This window comes from Psychrobacter sp. AOP3-A1-26 (assembly GCF_052378235.1).
GTDB lineage: Bacteria > Pseudomonadota > Gammaproteobacteria > Pseudomonadales > Moraxellaceae > Psychrobacter.
Map to the genome: position 1 here is coordinate 1 of NZ_JBQSXN010000055.1, position 20,355 is coordinate 20,355.

Annotated in this window: 14 protein-coding genes; 4 read left to right on the top strand and 10 right to left on the bottom strand. The window is 43.5% G+C overall.

What is annotated here, in order from left to right:
- From ACT3TU_RS09680 to ACT3TU_RS09705, 6 genes are all read right to left on the bottom strand, one after another.
- Positions 1 to 671 (bottom strand): MgtC/SapB family protein (locus ACT3TU_RS09680; RefSeq protein ID WP_444784319.1); only part of this gene is annotated, 671 nt, incomplete at its 3' end.
- A 223-nt stretch (positions 672 to 894) separates the two neighbouring features.
- On the bottom strand, positions 895 to 1,782 hold the full coding sequence (locus ACT3TU_RS09685) for an SDR family NAD(P)-dependent oxidoreductase (RefSeq protein WP_192524674.1): 888 nt from the start codon (positions 1,780 to 1,782) through the stop codon (positions 895 to 897).
- Positions 1,783 to 1,949: 167 nt separating this feature from the next.
- The gene (dusB, locus tag ACT3TU_RS09690; RefSeq protein ID WP_192524675.1) at positions 1,950 to 2,981 is read right to left on the bottom strand and encodes a tRNA dihydrouridine synthase DusB; all 1,032 of its coding nucleotides are present in this window, start codon (positions 2,979 to 2,981) and stop codon (positions 1,950 to 1,952) included.
- A 132-nt stretch (positions 2,982 to 3,113) separates the two neighbouring features.
- Positions 3,114 to 5,156, bottom strand: a complete 2,043-nt coding sequence (locus ACT3TU_RS09695) for a BCCT family transporter (RefSeq protein ID WP_444784320.1) — start codon at positions 5,154 to 5,156, stop codon at positions 3,114 to 3,116.
- Between the two features lie 201 nt (positions 5,157 to 5,357).
- Entirely contained in the window at positions 5,358 to 7,403 is a 2,046-nt protein-coding gene (locus ACT3TU_RS09700) for a BCCT family transporter (RefSeq protein WP_192524677.1), read from the bottom strand.
- A 331-nt stretch (positions 7,404 to 7,734) separates the two neighbouring features.
- The gene (locus tag ACT3TU_RS09705; RefSeq protein WP_192524449.1) at positions 7,735 to 8,175 is read right to left on the bottom strand and encodes an HIT family protein; all 441 of its coding nucleotides are present in this window, start codon (positions 8,173 to 8,175) and stop codon (positions 7,735 to 7,737) included.
- Positions 8,176 to 8,391: 216 nt separating this feature from the next.
- On the opposite strand from ACT3TU_RS09705, the gene ACT3TU_RS09710 reads away from it, so the two are divergent.
- The 3 genes from ACT3TU_RS09710 to ACT3TU_RS09720 all read left to right on the top strand — a co-directional run bounded on the left by ACT3TU_RS09710 (position 8,392) and on the right by ACT3TU_RS09720 (position 12,765).
- The gene (locus tag ACT3TU_RS09710) at positions 8,392 to 9,198 is read left to right on the top strand and encodes a hypothetical protein (RefSeq protein WP_192524448.1); all 807 of its coding nucleotides are present in this window, start codon (positions 8,392 to 8,394) and stop codon (positions 9,196 to 9,198) included.
- Positions 9,199 to 9,443: 245 nt separating this feature from the next.
- Positions 9,444 to 11,330 (top strand): dihydroxy-acid dehydratase, encoded by a 1,887-nt coding sequence (ilvD, locus tag ACT3TU_RS09715; protein ID WP_192524447.1) that lies wholly within the window; start codon positions 9,444 to 9,446, stop codon positions 11,328 to 11,330.
- A gap of 187 nt (positions 11,331 to 11,517) precedes the next feature.
- Positions 11,518 to 12,765: a cation:proton antiporter gene (locus ACT3TU_RS09720; protein WP_192524446.1), complete on the top strand. Its 1,248-nt coding sequence runs from the start codon at positions 11,518 to 11,520 to the stop codon at positions 12,763 to 12,765.
- On the opposite strand, the gene ACT3TU_RS09725 is transcribed toward ACT3TU_RS09720, so the two are convergent.
- From ACT3TU_RS09725 to ACT3TU_RS09740, 4 genes are all read right to left on the bottom strand, one after another.
- Positions 12,766 to 14,232, bottom strand: coding sequence for a serine hydrolase domain-containing protein (locus ACT3TU_RS09725; protein WP_192524445.1), 1,467 nt, complete (start codon positions 14,230 to 14,232; stop codon positions 12,766 to 12,768).
- A 291-nt stretch (positions 14,233 to 14,523) separates the two neighbouring features.
- Entirely contained in the window at positions 14,524 to 15,090 is a 567-nt protein-coding gene (locus tag ACT3TU_RS09730; protein ID WP_192524444.1) for a beta-lactamase hydrolase domain-containing protein, read from the bottom strand.
- A gap of 68 nt (positions 15,091 to 15,158) precedes the next feature.
- On the bottom strand, positions 15,159 to 16,076 hold the full coding sequence (locus ACT3TU_RS09735) for a MaoC family dehydratase (RefSeq protein ID WP_192524443.1): 918 nt from the start codon (positions 16,074 to 16,076) through the stop codon (positions 15,159 to 15,161).
- A 275-nt stretch (positions 16,077 to 16,351) separates the two neighbouring features.
- A complete protein-coding gene (locus ACT3TU_RS09740) occupies positions 16,352 to 17,752 on the bottom strand; it encodes a 3-oxoacyl-ACP reductase (protein WP_192524442.1) in 1,401 nt (466 codons plus the stop codon).
- Between the two features lie 931 nt (positions 17,753 to 18,683).
- Between ACT3TU_RS09740 and ACT3TU_RS09745 the strand changes: the two genes are divergently transcribed.
- Positions 18,684 to 20,156 (top strand): acetyl-CoA C-acetyltransferase, encoded by a 1,473-nt coding sequence (locus ACT3TU_RS09745; protein ID WP_192524441.1) that lies wholly within the window; start codon positions 18,684 to 18,686, stop codon positions 20,154 to 20,156.
- Positions 20,157 to 20,355 lie beyond the last annotated feature (199 nt).

A 20,355-nucleotide genomic window follows, 5' to 3' on the forward strand; every position in this document is an offset into this window, starting at 1 on the left:
ACATACTCAATTTTTTTGATTGCATTGTAGATAACTGGGAGTGTTTGATCAGAAGGCACACGCACTTTAATTTCCAATAAATGCATATTCTCTCCGTTCATGTCTTTAATACGTGATTTGATAATAATGTACTTTTGATGCTCAAGTTCAGTGATAACAGCTTCAATCCCTGCTTGTTGATTGACCTTGATGCGAAAAGTGAGTTCTTTATGACGTAAGCGCTTCGGCCCGTATGTAAAAATATAATAAGGTATAATCTGTACACTAATCAGCAGCAGCGAAACTGCAAATATTGCTTCTATATAAAAACCTGCACCTACCGCAATTCCAATACCTGCGGTTCCCCAAATAATTGCAGCTGTCGTTAACCCTGAAAGCTGTTCGTTGCTTCGTCGTAAAATAACACCAGCGCCTAAAAAGCCAACGCCTGACACAATTTGTGCAGCTAAACGCAGAGGATCCATTTGAATCATAACGCCCGTACTTTCATGAAATGAGTAGGATGATTCAATGGAGACAATCGTTAATAAACAGCTGACGATACTAATGACCAAGCTTGTCTTTAATCCTAAGGGTTTATGCGTAAGCTCTCTTTCCAACCCAATGATTAAACCGAGGACTGCAGCAATACTGATTTTCATCAGCATTTCAACTCCTAACCAAAATTCCATCCCTTCACCTCCGTACAGCCAAATATCCCTTTTTATTTTAACGATGAATCAATTTAATGAGTAGTTCGCTATTGTTTCTATATTTTTTTAATATAAGGAACGATAATACGAATAACATCACCATCCTACCCGTTTATATAATTATTAATACTTTTAGGGCATTAAAAAAGGATGCATCAGCATCCTTTTTTCATTTGAACTCAAGGCTAATAAAAACCCTGTTCTAATGATGTTCACCAGGTAGGATTCTGGCAAAAGCGCGCTGAGCAAAGTTTGGCTTCTTATCGGCAGTCAGTCCTGCACGGGTACTTGGAAAGATACGATAACCCATCGATTGAATACCCACGTTGATCGCTGGTGCTAATGAATAAGTGGCCGAAGCGAATTTACCCATGTTGCTGGCAATACTATGTGGTTTATGAACGATCGCTTTTGCGACCATCATCGCCGCTTCATCTGGCATCAGCGCAGGCATATAACGATATAACTTGGTTGGCGCAATCATAGGCGTGCGTACCAATGGCATAAATATATTGGTTATCGTCACATTATCGCCTTTAACTTCAGCGGCGAGGCAGCGGCTAAAGGCATCCAATGCAGACTTTGATGCAACATAAGCGGCAAAACGCGGGCTATTTGCTAATACGCCAATAGAGGAGATATTGACGATTTGACCCGTTTGACGCCCGATCATCGTTGGCAAAAACCCAAGAATGATTTTTACCGCGCCAAAGTAATTGATGTCCATGGTACGCTCAAAATCATGGAAACGATCAATAGATTCGTGAACCGAGCGGCGAATTGAACGGCCAGCATTATTCACCAAGACATCTACATGTTCAAAATCTGCCAAAATTTGCTCGCTGACTGTTTCAATATCATCCATATTGGTCAGATCACAAGGGTAGTAACTGGCTTTGCCACCAAGATTTTCAATGCTGTCCTTAACCGCTTTTAGCTTGTCTTCGGTACGTGCCAATAAAATAACATGAGCGCCGCATTCACTAAGCAAAAAGGCCGTACGTTCACCGATACCGCTTGAGGCACCAGTAATAATAATATGCTTATCTTTGACCGCTTTAGTTATTGCTTTTTTTGAGGGATTGGCCATAAAAAATCCTTTTTGTAAGTGAGGCTTTCATTAATACTCGCTTAAAGAATAGCAAATATAGTTGGAGTAAAGTTAATAAATAGGCAACAAAGTTCATTTAATCCGATAATTATTAGCAATTAAGCATTTATTAGCAAACTTCATGCTTAGACTGGCTGTTTCTGTCCCTATTCATGAGCCTGCAAAAAAGCTTCGACCACACGGAACTGCCCAGCGGTACTCTCTTCACCATACATCGCTTGGCGAAAGGCATTAGAATTAGGAATACCCGTGGTATACCAAGCAATATGCTTACGAGCAATACGGCAGCCTGAGTATTCACCATAGAAACCATAAAGCTCTTGTAAATGCGCTAGTACAATTTCTTTAATCTCGCCAACACTTGGCGCAGATAATGTCTCACCTGAGCGCAAAAAATGCTCGATATCACGAAATATCCACGGTTGTCCTTGGGCCGCACGTCCAATCATCACCGCATCACAGCCGGTCAGCTCATAAACACGTTGCGCTTTTTGTGCACTATCGATATCACCATTGGCAATCACTGGGATGCTAATGCTTTCTTTGACTTCACGGATCAGCTCGTAACGTGCCTCGCCTGTATACATGTCCTCACGCGTACGGCCATGAATGGCGATAGCCGCAATACCTGCCTGCTCAGCTCGCTTTGCCACACGCAAGATATTCTCACGCCCGTTCTCAAACCCTAAGCGTGTTTTTAGGGTGACAGGCGCATCGACAGCGTTGACCGCTGCATCTAATAAACGCGCAACCAAATCCTCATCTTGCAGTAACGCAGAACCCGCCAGCTTACGGCAAACCTTTTTGGCCGGACAGCCCATATTAATATCAATGATTTGCGCGCCATTATCAATCTGATAACGAGCCGCTTCTGCCAACTTATCAGGCTCTGCTCCAGCTATCTGTGCAGAAATGGGCGCAATCTCATTATCGAAATTGGCGCGATAGAGAGACTTTTTGCGCGCATAAAGGGCGGTATCAGCGATAATCATCTCACTCACCGCATGACCAGCGCCAAACGACTTACATAACCTGCGAAATGGATTGTCAGTGACACCCGCCATTGGCGCGACCATCAGACGGTTTTCAATCGTCAAGCCGCCAATCACCAATGGCTGCAATAAAGGATGTTCCGGCACTTGCGAAGGCGGTGGTAAAACTGGAGAATCATTAGACATAAAAAACGGCTTGCGTAGTATTAAGAATAAGTGAATGAAAACAAGCCGTTATTCTAAGGATTCGTACGCATATTGCAAGTGATTCAGCCAATCATTTATTCAGCTGACGTGACATATAAATGCGTAATATGACTATTTATCAAACACACTGCCCTGCTCTAGCGTAATATCTTCATCATGCTCCTGCATACGCCATGGCAGACTGTTGGGCGATTCATCCAAAAAGTTCAGATATTTTTCGAACTGATCGATAATATCGTTAATTACTGATTCAGACTGATAGCCGTACAAATCATAGGTTTGACCACCGCGGCGTAGATACACTTTGGCGCGGTAATAGTGCTCTTGTATGGCATCACTGCTGATACCATCCTTATAGTAGTCAGGCGTGTCTTGATGGGTCAAACGCACTTCATACCAAAACTCCACATCATTACCATACTGTAGTTCAAGCACCGCCCGATTATTGGTGTCATCGTAATTGACTTCAGGATGCCAGCCCGTCTCTTTAAACTTTTCGGCCACCTCAGTCATTGAAGCCATAATAGTGCCCTTAATATAATCTAGCACCTCCTCGCGGCTGGGTTGATCTGTGATGTAATCAATCCGATCGCGCCATGATTCAAGCTTAAGCAGGTGCGGCGGCAGATGGTTTGTATTTACCAAACTCTCATCACGGTGCCCTTCGATACGCAGCGCACGCCACATACCAAACATCGCAATCAAAATAATCATGGTAAATGGCAAAGCGCTGACGATAGCCGCAGTTTGCAGTGCCTGAAGTCCTCCTGCCAGTAAAAGTACAGAGGCAACCACGCCTAGTATTAACACCCAAAATGTTCGTTGCCACGCGGGCGTATCACTGCGGCCGCCTGCTGCTAATGAGTCAATAACTAAAGACCCTGAATCCGACGAGGTGATAAAAAAGGTGATAATAAGCACGACTGCCAATGCGGACACCACTTGGGTAAAGGGTAGATTTTCTAGCAGCTTAAACAAAGCAATGGCTTGGTTATTTTGCACCTCAGTGATTAGGGAGTCATAGCCTTGCACCATAATCATATTGAGCGCGGTATCACCAAAGACGGCAAACCAGAAAAAGGTAAAGATAGTCGGTACTAACATGACACCGGCGATAAACTCGCGAATGGTACGACCACGGCTGATTTTGGCAATAAATATGCCCACAAACGGCGACCAAGAAATCGTCCACGCAAAGATAAACAGCGTCCAACTGGTAATCCAGTCACCTTGCTGATAAGCCTGCAAGCTAAAAGTACGCTCAACGATATTACCCAGATAACTGCCGGTATTTTCCATAAAGGCATTGAGAATAAATACCGAAGGACCAACAATAAACACAAATAACATCAGTGCTGTGGCCAGTATCATATTCAAGATAGATAGCCGCTTTACGCCTTTGTCCATACCCGCCAACACCGATATCAGCGCCAAACCGGTAATCAAAATAATAGCAATCACCTGAACCGTACTGTTAACGGGGATGCTGGGTACTAAATAATTTAAACCAGTATTAATCTGTGAGACTGAAATACCCAAGCTAGTTGCCAGACCAAATAGTGTTCCCAAAATCGCGAATACATCGACCGTATGGCCGATGGGACCATAAATTTTATCGCCAATCAGGGGATACAAGGTTGAGCGCATGGATAAGGGCAACCCATGACGAAACGCAAAATAAGCCAGCGTTAACGCCACAACCCCATTAATCGCCCAAATATGAAAACCCCAATGAAAATAGGCAATTTGCATCGCTTCTTTTGCCGCAGCAATGGTTTCAGGTGCTGATAATGGCGGGCTGGCAAAATGGGTCACTGGCTCCGCAACCCCATAAAATAACAAAGCAATGCCATAGCCTGCTGAAAACAACATCGAAAACCATTCAATAAAGTTGTATTGCGCAACGCCATGATCTGGCCCAAGCTTGATATTGCCATAAGGCGAAAATGCCAGCACCACAATAAACATCAAAAAAAATGCCGTTGCCAGCATGTAAAACCAACCGAAAGTCTCAGTGGTAAAACTCAACACCTCACTGAACACAATACTGGCTAATTGTGGACTAACGGACACGCCAATCACCAGTAAAATCATCACCACAGCAGTGGGTATGAATACGGGCATCAAAATAGTAGAGCGCGGTAATTTACTCATAAAGCGTTCTCAAAAAAACCATAAATTTGGGTATGCGTCTAATACTGTTATAGAACATTTATTTATTCAAATAGTTTAGATGAATATTTACAAAATTTGATATTTATCTAAAACAATACCTCTATAAAAATAAACAACACCACTATCTGACAAAAAAAGGGCAGCTTTTCAGCTGCCTTTTTTTATTAAACTATCAATGACTTATTTATCGAACACACTGCCTTGCTCGAGCGTAATATCTTCATCATGCTCCTGCATACGCCAAGGCAAAATATTTGGCGAGACATTGACGAAATGTAGATATTTCTCAAACTGGTCGATAATATCATTGATGACCGACTCTGATTGATAGCCATATAAATCATAGGTTTGACCACCACGGCGTAGATACACCTCAGCGCGATGATGGTGCTCTTGTGGTAATTCATTGGCCATATCTTCGGTATAATAATCAGGAATCTCATGCTCTGACAAACGAACTTCGTACCAGAATTCAACGTTATCACCACGTCTTAGCTCAAGTACAGCACGATTATTGACCTCATCATAATTTACATCAGGCAACCAGCCTGTTTCGGCAAACTTTTCTGCTACTTCGTTCATCGACGTTAAAACCGTGCCTTTGATATAACCCAGTACTTTATCGCGTGTGGGCTGGTTGGTCATATAATCAATACGGTCACGCCATGCGTTTAATTTAAGTAGATGCGGCGGCAGATGGTTATCGTTGCCTAAACTCTGGTTACGATGCCCTTCAATACGTAGTGCGCGCCACATACCAAATGTTGAAATCAATATAATGACCGCAAACGGTAAAGCACTGACGATAGCCGCTGTTTGCAAAGCGTTTAGACCACCAGCGATAAGTAGAGCCGCAGCGACTGCCCCTTCGGTTATTACCCAAAACGAGCGCTGCCACCATGGCGTATCACTACGTCCGCCCGCGGCGAGCGAGTCAATAACCAATGACCCCGAATCCGATGAGGTGACAAAAAAGGTAATAATCAATAATACAGTAATCGAAGACACTATTTGAGTAAAAGGTAGATTTTCCAATAGTTTAAATAAGGCAATCGCTTGGTTATTCTGCACCTCAGTAATCAGCGACTCATAACCCTCAACCATAATCATATGGAGCGCTGTATCGCCGAAAACCGAAAACCAAAAGAAAGTAAAGATGGTGGGTACCAACATCACACCCAATACAAACTCACGAATGGTACGACCACGACTAATTTTAGCAATAAACAAACCGACAAAAGGTGCCCATGCAATCGTCCATGCAAAGATAAATAACGTCCAGCTACCGATCCAGTCACTCGATTGATACGCTTGCAGACTAAAGGTACGCTCAACGATATTGCCCAAATAACTGCCCGTGTTTTCCATAAAGGCATTTAGAATGAAAATAGTGGGACCAACGATAAACACAAACAACATCAGCGCGGTTGCTAATACCATATTTAGGATAGACAAGCGCTTCACGCCTTTATCCATACCTGCTAACACCGACACCAAAGCCGCGGCTGTAACCAGCGCAATAATAATAACCTGAACGGTCGTACTTACCGGAACCATCTCTGGCAACAAGTAGTTCAAACCCGCGTTAATTTGCGCCACTGACAGACCTAAACTGGTGGCGATACCGAACATCGTACCCACAATCGCAAACACATCAACGGTATGCCCAATAGGGCCATAGATTCTATCTCCAATTAATGGGTATAACGTTGAGCGTACTGACAGCGGCAAACCATGGCGAAAGGCAAAATAAGCCAGTGATAAACCGACCACACCATATATTGCCCAAATATGAAAACCCCAGTGAAAATAGGCAATTTGCATCGCTTCTTTGGCAGCTTCAATAGTTTGCGGCGTGGCAAGCGGTGGACTGGCAAAGTGTATGACTGGCTCTGCTACTCCATAGAACAGCAAAGCAATCCCGTAACCCGCTGAAAACAGCATAGCAAACCATTCTAAAAACTTATACTCAGCCTCCGCATGGTCAGGGCCCAGCTTAATACTGCCATAAGGCGAAAACGCCAAGGCAATGATAGACATTAAAAATATAGCTACTGCCAACATATAGAACCAACCGAAAGTGTCGGTGGTAAAATCCAGTACCGTACTAAATAACTCGCCAGCAGCTACAGGGTTAATCGCTGTGCCGATCACCAATAACAACATGATGGCTGCTGCCGGTACAAAGACTGGCAATAGAATAGTAGAGCGAGGTAATTTACTCATAAAAAGTGATATCCTCAAAAAATAACAATAAATAAAAGGGAGCAATAAAAGGTAATAATACCTACTTTATAAAAACTTACTAATAATAAGGTAAACTAATCTAATAAAGGTAAAATGCATCCAGAGCCATTAAACAAATACAATTTTTATCACACTATTTTGAAAAACCCTAGACAAGCCCCCAACTTGTAACATGAATTTAACGATTGTTACATGACTATTACCAAGCAACAAAAAAGGCAGCTTGTTAGCTGCCCTTTTTATTTTTATTTACTGCAAAAAACTTATATTTCATTGTTGAGTTCACAAATGATGTACTTTGCTTATAAGTTTACGCATTAATAACCGCAGCAAGTTGTTTGGCTGTTTTTGCAAGTTCTTCCTGATCTGCCTGCGTCACTGCATGACGACCTAGCTCATGGATACTCGAGGGAATAAGATGTACATGGTAATGAAAGACCGTCTGCCCCGCCTCGCTACCGTTTAATTGCATTTGGATAATCCCTTCACGCTCAAATACTTGGCGCTGTGCTTGCATGACCTTTTTCGAGGTCATCAGTACCGCCGCCGCATATTCTGGCTCAAGATCTACTAAATCAACGGCCTTTTGCTTAGGAATCACCAATACATGACCTGCTGCTTGCGGCATAATATCCATAAAAGCGAGGGTTTTGTCGTCTTCATAAACCTTATGATAAGGAACATCGCCGTTTAGCATTTTGGCAAAGATATTATTATCGTCATAAGCATTCTGTTGATTGACTTCAGTCATTATTTTTTCCTTTGATTGTTAGTTGCTTAATAGCTTTTAAAATGGAATGAACAGTCTGTAATATAGTGGACGAAATATGGATTAAGTACAAGTTGCTAGCATCCTGATGATTGAAAACAGCCAACCTACATACTAATGACCTCAGCTCACTAATTTATTGGCGAGCGGTACGGTTTAAATGTTATATTAACCCTCTATTTTAATAACGCTACTCTTATGGACTCGCCTACCTTACCGACTCAATTAGATATGAATAACCCTCATGCAGAGCTTGATAACACCCTACCGACATCTGTATCAAATGATACGGTGCTCGATAGCGATGGACAATCCATCAGCGCTGAGACTAAAAACAGCCCTCAAGCCCATACTCAAACTATCGATCCCAATGCGATCATCTTAGCTGAAGCACTGACTGATAAGACCATCAGCTGGCGTATTCATAACTGCAAAGTCAGTAAAAAGACCGTGACCCAAGACTTGCCATTGCCGTTTTTGTATCATTACGACAGCTTGGACGATGCGATTAAACAAACACACCCTTTAACACCAAGCCTTTTGGCGCAATTTAACACCCCTATGACTGCCAATGATGCTGCCAAGCTGATAGGTATCAATGCAGAGCTGATATCCAGCCCGTGGCATGTCAAAGTTGTTGGCTCGCTCGTCGTGTTTAGCGAAGCCTTGCAATTGGCGGTACGCTTGCACTGGACCAATACGGGCAAAGAAACGCAGCAAATCTATACTAGAAATGAAGCTGATGCTATCACAGCAGCCGTTAAGGACTGGCAGTTTTTTGGCCGTGTTGATGTGCTTTATAAAAATGATAAGCAGGCATTAGTCAGCATCGATGGAACTAGCGTCGATGAAGCAAGCAATGAGCCAATACCATTAATAATAGATGCCAGCCAAGACTATCAGTTCTTGCCAGCGACTCACGCATTAGTAGTTATCGCTAAACTGGAAGCGGATAAAGCTGAATTGCCTTGGTTTGAGAGCGCAATTTTAGAACGCCTTGCCTAAATTTTTGACCGCTAACTTTTGACCCATAAGTCTTGATGATTAACGGCTGATCATTTTTAGTTATCCATATCTAATGGTATGGTAGCGACTTAGTATTATTCACTAGTACTCGCTATCTATAGAAAGCACACTATCACCCTTAAAGACGCATTGTCATTGCATACATATAAGTCATTGCACATTAGCAGTATCAAATTTAAAAATAAACGCTTTAACACACATCGCCTAACTGTAAGGAATATCACATGGACTATCGCTCAAAAACTTCTACTGGCGGCCGTAATATGGCAGGTGCACGTGCTCTATGGCGTGCAACAGGTATGACGGATGGCGATTTTGGCAAACCAATTATTGCCATTGCCAACTCATTTACCCAGTTTGTACCCGGTCATGTGCATTTAAAAGACTTGGGTCAACTGGTCGCGCGCGAAATTGAAAGTGCGGGCGGCGTGGCAAAAGAGTTCAATACTATCGCGGTCGATGACGGTATTGCCATGGGACACAGCGGCATGCTGTATTCATTACCCAGCCGTGACTTAATTGCTGACTCTGTTGAATATATGGTCAATGCCCACTGTGCCGATGCGTTAGTTTGTATTTCTAACTGTGACAAAATCACCCCTGGTATGCTAATGGCAGCGATGCGCCTCAATATTCCAACGGTGTTTATTTCAGGTGGCCCGATGGAAGCGGGTAAAATCATCGCCAGTACCGTCGGCAAAAGCCACAATACTGATGACAATAATGGCAGTGCGGTTCGTAAACTCGACTTAGTCGATGCGATGATGGACGCCGCAGATGACAGCATTAGTGATGAAGATGTATTGGCGATTGAAAGCTCAGCTTGTCCGACTTGTGGTTCATGCTCTGGTATGTTCACTGCCAACTCTATGAACTGCCTGACCGAAGCTTTAGGCTTGGCATTACCAGGTAATGGCTCACTGTTGGCAACGCATTCGCTGCGTCGCGAGCTGTTCTTAGAAGCCGGTCGCACCATTGTATCTCTAGCCAAACGTCGCTATGAGCAAGATGATGATTCGGTTCTGCCACGCTCTATCGCCACTAAGGCCGCCTTTAAAAATGCCATGACCTTAGATGTCGCTATGGGCGGCTCGACCAACACTATTTTGCATTTATTAGCGGCTGCTAATGAAGCAGAAGTCGACTTTAAAATGCACGATATTGACCAGTTAAGTCGTCATGTGCCTTGCCTTGCTAAGGTTGCCCCGGCCTCACAAAAGTATCATATGGAAGATGTGCATCGTGCAGGCGGTGTATTCGCGTTATTGGCAGAGCTTGACCGTGCTAATTTGCTCACCACTGATTTGCCAACCATTCATAGTGCCACGATGAAAGAAGCGATTGATAAATGGGATATTATGAATCCTGACAATCTTGAGGCGCGGGCGCGATATCTTGCAGCGCCAGGCGGCATACGTACCACAGAAGCATTCTCACAATCGCAAGAATGGTCAAACCTCGACGTCAACCGTGAGTCAGGTTGTATCCGTAGCGCCGAGCATGCTTATACTGCAGATGGCGGTCTTGCCGTCCTTTACGGTAATATTGCCGAGCGCGGCTGCGTGGTCAAAACCGCTGGTGTTGACGACAGCATCTTGACCTTTACCGGACGTGCACGTCTCTTTGAATCACAAGATGATGCCGTAGCAGCGGTACTTGACGATCAAATTGTTGCAGGCGATGTGGTTATCATTCGCTATGAAGGGCCAAAAGGCGGCCCTGGTATGCAAGAAATGCTCTACCCAACGACGTATCTTAAGTCAAAAGGCTTGGGTAAAGAATGCGCACTACTCACCGATGGTCGTTTCTCTGGCGGTACTTCAGGATTATCCATCGGTCATGCCAGCCCTGAGGCAGCGGAAGGTGGCGCGATTGGGCTTGTGCAAGAAGGCGATACCATTCATATCGACATCCCGAACCGTACGATTAACATGCAGGTCAGTGATGCTGATTTAGCGGCGCGCCGCGAAGAGATGGAAAGCCGTGGTAGCAAAGCATGGAAACCAGTCAATCGTGAGCGTCATGTCTCTCCTGCCCTACGCGCTTATGCAGCGATGACCACCAGTGCCGATACCGGCGCGGTACGCGATGTCAGTCAAGTTGAACGTTAAGAAAACACTCAGGTTATAAAGTTATCTTAGTAACTCCAAACGCTAGATAAATAAAAGAAGTCTGCCTTGAGCAGGCTTTTTTTTCACCAAAAAACAACGCTTATATCGTTTTGATAACGATTTTTTGCGGTAATAAGACCTTTTTAGCGTCATCATAAGTCTTGTTATACCAACGTGCATAAAACTTATGATTGAAAACTATAACTTATTCTTATTAGTCTGTGGTACCGCCTTTTTACTAGGCGCATTGTTTCCTATTTTGTTTAAACGCACACCCATCTCCCTACCTATGTTGCAAGTCAGCTTCGGCCTAGCCATGGGATATTTTTGGACATCTTTGTCGTTCTTAAACCCCCTTGATAATGGTTTAATTATCGAAAAACTGACCGAAATTGTGGTGTTGGTATCACTGGTTGGTGCTGGTATCAAAATTGATACCGAGCTGTCTTGGCGATTATGGCGACCAACGATACGGTTATTGCTCATTACTATGCCACTTGGTATTTTTGCGATGGCGGTATTGGGTTATTATGCCTTTGGTATGACGATGGGCGCCGCAATCTTATTAGGCGCTGTACTTGCACCAACTGATCCCGTATTAGCCTCCAGCATACAAGTAGGGCCACCCAATACGGGCGGCGAAGACACGCCGCGCTTTACGCTCACCTCAGAAGCCGGACTGAATGATGGGCTGGCGTTTCCTTTTGTATATTTGGCAATAAAGATAGCAGAGGCATTTAACAAAGGCGAACGTTTTACCGCTGAGATGCTTTGGTCTTGGTTTACCCATGATGTGCTATGGAAGATTGGTGCAGGTTTGGTGGTTGGTATCGTCGTCGGTAAAGTGATGGCCAAGCTGGTGTTTTCAAAATATAGCCAAGAAACCTCTATTTCGCAGGGCTACGTGGTCATCGCCCTCACTTTAATGGCTTATGGGTTCGCAGAATTTTTCCATAGCTATGGTTTTATCGCGGTATTTGTCGCGGCATTTGCCTTTCGTCGGTCAGAGAATAAACACAGCTATCATCACAAGCTCCATGATTTTGCAGAACAATCAGAAGGTTTGTTGATGTCACTGGTATTGGTGACTTTTGGTATGCTAATCGGCCAAGGTTTACAGGCAGGCGTTGAGCTAACGTGGCGAGTCTATATCGTCAGCTTTACCTTTTTATTATTAATACGTCCTATTGGTGGATTCATTGCTTTATCAGGGCTGAACCTGCCCCATACCGAAAAGTATGCCATCTCAGCACTGGGTATCCGCGGTATTGGTACGTTATATTATTTATCTTATGCGCTTAATCAGGGTTTCTTTGCTGAAAACGATGCGCTCAAGCTATGGGTTGTTTGTTCGATTGTCATTTTTACTTCGATTTTTATCCACGGCCTCAGCGCCAACAAGCTACTTAGGATGACGCCAAAAGCGTCTCGTTAATCAAACCTCACTAATCAAACTAAGCACCGCTTCCGTTAGTGCAAATTGGCGAATATCATTGAGCATCGTGGTATCAAAGTTATGAACAAAAGCAAATGATAGTTGCCGTGTAGGATCACACCAGGCAACCGAACCGTTATAACCCATATGCCCAAACCCTTGCGCGCTAGAGCTTACTGCCTCACCATTATTATTTTGGTAAATGCTAAATAATCTATGGTAGCCCAAGCGCCAATGCATACGCGCTGGCATAACCGCATCCAAGCCATTGACCTGAACGATAGACAACTGCTGATAGGTGGCGCTATCAATAAACGTCTGTCCCCGCCATTCCCCACCATTCGCCAACATAGCGTAGACAGTTGCCAATGCCTGCGCTGAGGCCACGCCATTAGCTGCTGGAATAACCGCTTGTAGCATCTTACGACTATGATAGTCGATCGGTTGTTTGCCCGCAGGTATAAGCGCGGCCTTATAGTTTTTTAGATTAAGCTTATCAGTGTTGAAATATAAACGATTGATACGAGCAGTATCTAATACAGGGGTGTTTTGCTCACTTTCCTTATTCGCGTCTATCTTTTGTTTATTAGCCAAGTGTTTATCAATCAAGTTTTGCTGCTGCCAAATTGTATAGCTGGGTAGCGTGGCATAAATATCTAAGGTAGATTGCGAGTCTGCTTTTAAGGTCGGTTTGTGGCGCTTATTACCCGATTGTCTGCCATCCTGATTTGACCGCTCAAAGTCTTTGGCCAGTTTTGCCACTTGGTCTATTTTGCTATCTGGCACACCGAAATAGCAACTGTCTGCAATACCTAAAGGCTCAGTCAAATACTGGCGTAGCGCATCAGCCAAAGACATCTTAGTCACGGCTTCTATCACCCCGCCTAACACCCAGCCGTAAACCAGAGCACTATATGCACTGTCATATCGTTCGGTATTTTCAGGTGTTGTCATCGGCATCGCAGCAATTTTATCGAGCATTAGCGCCCAATCGAGTAATGTTTCGCTGTCCGCATCAATACTCTGAATCGAAAATAAATCCGCCTGATGTGACATGACTGTGCGTAATGTAACGTCACCTTTTCCCTGCGCCGCAAAATTTGGCCAATAGCTGGCAATAGGCGTGTCATAATCTAGTATCTGCTGCGAAACCAACACATGAATCAGTGTCGCTAAAATACCTTTACCTGTAGAAAAATTAAGCGACAAGGTATCAGCGCTCCAGGACAAATCTGCTCGTGCCATTCCCACGCTCACCTGAGCAATGCAGCTGCCCGCTTGATAAACCACTAACGCGCCGCCAGCTGGTGCATCATCCAACTGTAAATCTGTCATTAATCGCTGTAGACGCTGTTGGAGATTGGTATCAATATTTATATTGGTGCTTTTAGTATTGGTGCTTTTAGTGCTACTTTTATCGCTGCTCTGATAGTTATTTTGATAGCTACTTTCATTATTATTTGTCATGACGGCCTTACTCAATTATTAACGTTTTTGGTTTTTATATAGGGCGTGTTGAAGATGTTTTGACTATAGAATAGTTATACCATTCACAAAAACTATACCAGCAGTATCGTAGCGTTTTTAAAGTATTTTAACTATAGAGTAGCAAGGAAAACGAGTGCAAGTGCTACGCACTGTAGACTAAACGAGTTTGACACAGCTAATCGTACTTTTTGGGTTTGGTATTAAGTTTTATCGAGCAATAAAAAAGGCCACCTGCTGGTCGCCTTTTGATTACTCAGTCATACTGATACTTTAGCGCGGTACCAACAAACGATTATGCACTTCTTGCTCAAGACTAGTCAAACCATGACTACGCCCACGCTCCATTGCCGTATCCATCTTACGGCCACGTAGCCAGCCAGCTCGTAGAGCAATCGCTGCACCCACTCTATTGCCTGAACCACAGTGCAAGACTGTTTTTTTACCATGAGACTGGCGCAATATATTATCGAACGCTAATATATTAAGTTGCTTTAAATCTGTAGTACCGTCAATAGGCAGATGCTCATAAGACATACCTGCGCGCTCAACGGCTGCCGACTCATCAAAGCTTAGCTCACTATCAGGCTGTAAGTTAATAACCAGCTCAACCCCTGCTCTGGCTAACGCAGTGACTTTTTCATCATCAAGTGCGCCGCATACAATGGTGTTGTCATCAGGACGGAAATAAGGCTCAAAGAGGGACGCCAGATCGACACCATTATCAGGCGCGTCGTTATCATACACATTGTTATCAGGTGCAATATTGCTATCTTTCGTGTCACTAACTGCCAAACTGGCAGAGTTTTCTGTGCTTGTCATGTTTTTTTGTAAAGTCATAATTGTAAATTTATTCGTTGGCTATGGCGGTTAAGATGAAATATGGCGATAGTAAGTAAACAAATAAATTACTGGCTATCGCTGTGTAGTTTAACGACACCTGCGAGATGCGGCTTGTCGTTTTTAGAGCTATATAAGCCAAATTCACAAGTATCTGCGGCGCTTTCGAGTTGGGCAATTGGATCAGCGATAAGCTCTACTTCAGCTGGTAAAAATATAGGCAACTTAAATGACACCTCAGCGGTACAAGCATCCGGTAGCTCGTCCATCATCGCCAAGCACTTGGCCTTTGACCACATACCATGAGCAATCGCTTTTGGAAAACCAAAGGCACGCGCTGATAATGGATGCAAATGAATCAAGTTAAAGTCACCTGATACAAAGGCATAACGACGGCCTATATCTTCTGGCACTTCAAAGATACTATGTACACCTACTTCGTTAATTGATTGCTTCACCGTTACTGGACGCGGCGTGCTTTTTTTACTTTTGCTGCTACTCGATTTTTTGTTGCGCGCCAGATACGTCGACGTACCTTCCCAGATTATTTCACTTTCTGATTTAACCGTCGTTACAAAGTCAAATTGCTGACCTTGTGCATGGTCGCGTAGATTGTCAAAAGTCACCGACATCGCTACCGTCTCACGCTCACCAATCGGACGATATTGGGTCACGCTGTTATCAACGTGTACCAGCCCCAACATGGCAAATGGAAAGGGTTCTTTGACCATCATATTCATTTGCAACGCTTGTGATAGTACAGAGAAGTAAGTAATAGGTACTTTACCGTTGTCAGAAAAACCACAAATCTTACGATAATCGTTTAGATTATCCTGATCGATGTGTAGATCATCCACATAATAAGTCGCTTGCGGCAATTGATCTTTACTGATTTTGCCACTATTACCAATTGGCAATAGACTTTTGACGATATTGGCGTAGGTGGTATGCGCTTTTGGCAACGCATCATAATGTTTATCTGACATAATAAATCCTAAGTGGGGCTTGAGCAAGTTTTTTGGTGCATTTCTAGATGCTATATAAAATGAAATTGAATGATGTCATAAGAGTTTATAGTAACAAAAATAATTTGGCTGATGGCTCCTGTGTTTTTATCATAAAAAAGCCACCCTTGGGCAGCTTTATTACAATTTATCAGCAATTATTTCGTAAGCATATGTGAAGTGGATATAAAAAAACAGCTTTTATCATATATTTATCCGACCTTAAACGATCACATAGGCCTACTCATAAATCGGTATTAAGCACCCAATAAGCTCTGACCACAAACGCGCACTGTGTTGCCGTTTAGTCCGCCAGCAGCAGGTGACGCAAACCATGCGATAGTCTCAGCTACGTCTACTGGTAAGCCACCTTGGCTCATTGAGTTCATACGGCGACCCGCTTCACGAATAGCAAAAGGAATGGCTTCCGTCATTTGGGTTTCGATAAATCCTGGAGCAACCGCATTAATCGTCATACCTTTGGCATTGTCTTTTAATTGCTTGGCAGTAGCATCTACCAGACCAATAACGCCCGCTTTAGAGGTCGCATAGTTGGTCTGACCCAAGTTACCAGCGATACCTGAGATTGACGATACGCAGACGATACGCGCATTTTCTTTTAGCACATCATTGTCAAGCAAGTAACGGTTCAACCTAGCGATACTACCTAAGTTAATATCGATAACCATGTTCCATTTCTTCTCGTCCATTTTTGCCAATGTTTTATCACGAGTCACGCCAGCATTATGGATGATTGAATCTAGACCACCACGCTTTTGCGCTGCGTCTGCGATTTGTGCCCCAGCGTCCTCACTGGTGATATCGACTGCTAAAATAGAACCACTGATTTCGCTAGCGACTTTTTGTAGGTCTGCTTGCTGCTGTGGTACATCCAAACAAATCACATGGGCACCTTCGCGCGCCAACACACGGGCAATTGCTTCACCGATTCCGCGACTAGCACCAGTCACCAGCATAGTTTTTCCGCCTAGAGGCTGCGTCCAATCAACATCGACGTTATCACCGTTACTAACGCGTACCACTTGTCCTGAGACATAAGCTGAACGAGCTGAGGTGAAGAAGCGTAAGGTCGAGTCTAGGTTTTGCTCTGCGCCTTCTTCTACATAAATAAGCTGGGCGGTAATACCACGCTTAAATTCTTTACCGACTGATTTTACAAAACCTTCAAGCGCACGCTGTGCTAATGCGGCTTCAATATCAGTGATATTTTCTGGCGTACGACCAACGATAATCACTCGTCCCGACTTTTCTACACGGCGCGCAACGCTGTGAAAAAACTCATACACTTCTTTTAGCTGATCCGCATTACTGATATTACTGGCATCAAACAATAAAACTTTAAACTTATCATCGCCACCGGTATTGGCTTTTGCTTCCACGCCAGCATCAGCCAGTGCGTCTTTAACGTCGTCTCTACTATTGACATAAACCTCAGCATGAACGTCTGACAAGATACGAGCAACTGACTCACTCACGCTTTTGTCATCGCCATCAGCACGGCCAACCAGCACACTGCCACGTACCAAACGCTCACCGCTTTCGAAGCGATCTAGCGTTACTGGCAACGGTAAACCTAAGTTTTTGGCAACTTTTTTACCAATAGAAGACTGAACAAAATCACCATAACGGTCTGACATAATATAATCCCTATAATAAATGGTTAGGGGCTGTATAGAATTCATCTATTAGGACTGCTGATCGCTAAAATAATTCCAGACTAGGCGTAAATCGAAGGTAATGTCGAGACCTTAGCTAGATTTACAACAACGTCTGGGGCGATTTTAGCATCAGTCCGAAGGAACAGGACTATTTTTTGCCACTTCATAGCCAAAACTATCGCGCTTAGAATGACTAAACTTACTATTTTTGGCGTCGAATTGCCTAAAAAATAGTCTCTGTCAGTTCCTTAGCTGAATTCTATACAGCCCCTAGAATAATAATAAATAAAAAATGCAATGCGGCTATTAATGATGTGCTTATTAATGATGTGCCTACTATATAAGCTCATCACCCTATTATATAAGCGCATCAATATCGTAATGGTTGATATCAATTAAATTGATATCGAATAAATGGGTCGAAAACTGGCTTAACTATACACTTTCAACATAAATAAGTCCAAAAACTGAGGTTGTCTACAACAATCTGTAAACAAGCCAGTATACAAGATAGCTACTTTTTCTAGACTTAAAAACCACCGTATTGTGCTAAAATCAGACCTATAAGTTATGGCAAATGTGTTTATCGATAACAATATATTATCAAATACACCATTATGCAATGCTAATAACCAGTACTAGCCAGTCTAATAAAATTATATTCACGGCTATTGTTGACCTTGTATAAGCGTCACATAGTTTGCCAAAGCGATACAGTAAAGTCATAAAAATGCCTTGATCACAAACAGCTATACCCTGTCATAAATGATAATATTTGCCTCTTGTTTATTTTCATTTATCGCATTATTTAAGACAATTATATTTTTTAATCGTACTTTTTATTTTCGTACTTTTTATTTTATTGTTACTTTCCTTTTTTCTTCTACCTATATTTTTTAAGGATAATATTATGAGTAATAAAAACAACCACTCTGATAGCCCTGTTGTTGAAAGCACTGTCGTAAAATCTGCTGAGGCAGCATCAACCAACACAAAACCGGCCAGCCCTAAAAAAGAAACGGCGGCAAAGGACACGAAAACACCTACTGCCAAAAAGCCGACGACTAACGCCAAGAAAGCGAACAAGACTAAACCTGCTTCTGGTCAAAACCGCGTCGCTATTTTAGGTGGTAACCGTATTCCATTTGCACGCTCAAATGGTTCATACGCTGATGTCAGCAACACAGACATGCTAACGGCTGCTTTAGATGGTTTGATTGAACGCTATAACCTACAAGACGAAGTATTAGGTGAAGTGGTCGCCGGCGCTGTGATGAAACTCAGCCGCGACATCAACTTAACCCGTGAAGCCACACTAAGCACCGCGCTGAACCCACATACCCCAACTTATGATATCTCACAAGCTTGTGGTACTGGCTTGCAAGCGACATTTGCCTCTGCCAACAAAATTGCTCTGGGCATCATCGACTCAGCCATCACCGGCGGTGTAGATACCACATCTGACGCGCCTATCGCGATTGGTGATGGTTTGCGTAAAGTGCTGATCAAACTAGGCGCTGCCAAAGACAACAAACAACGTCTAAAAGCACTGATGGAACTCAATCCAAAAGACCTAATCGATTCGCCACAAAACGGTGAGCCACGTACTGGTCTCTCAATGGGCGACCATCAAGCGATCACAGCGCTTGAGTGGAATATCAGCCGCGAAGCTCAGGATGAACTTGCCTTTAATAGCCATCAAAATCTAGCACGCGCTTATGACGAAGGCTTCTTTGATGACTTAATCACGCCTTATAAAGGTCTCACTCGCGACAATAACTTGCGTCCAGATACGACGTTAGAAAAATTAGCGAAGTTAAAGCCTGTGTTTGGTAAAAACAATGCCAAGCCAACGATGACTGCTGCCAACTCTACGCCGCTCACTGATGGTGCCTCTTGTGTACTATTGGGTACTGATGAATGGGCAAAAGAGCACGGCCTTAAGCCATTGGCTTATATCGTTCATCAAGAAACAGCAGCGGTTGATTTCATTGGTAAATCTGGTACCACAGAAGGCTTACTCATGGCACCAGCTTATGCCGTGCCGCGTATGCTTGAGCGTGCTGGTTTGACGCTACAAGATTTCGATTTTTATGAAATCCATGAAGCCTTTGCCTCACAAGTCTTATCAACCCTTTCAGCTTGGGAAGACGAGAAATTCTGTGAAGAGCGTTTAGGTCTTGACGCGCCGCTAGGAACTATCGACCGTAGCAAGCTAAACGTCAACGGCTCATCTCTAGCCGCTGGCCATCCATTTGCTGCTACTGGTGGCCGTATCTTAGCGACTGCCGCTAAGCTGCTGGATCAAAAAGGCTCTGGACGTGCGCTAATCTCTATCTGTGCCGCTGGTGGTCAAGGTGTGACTTGCATCCTTGAAAAATAGGCTTTTAGCTTATTAGGCCTTTAGCTTATATAGCCTATAAATAGTTCTCACGTTTTAGAACACTCTTTAATCTATCGATTAGAGAGTGTTTTTTTATCAAAAAGCGCCGTAAAACCACGTCCTTCTATGGCGTGGATATCAGGCGTCAACCGTTGTCATCTCGCATTGACACCACCTTGATAACCACACTCATTGAGAC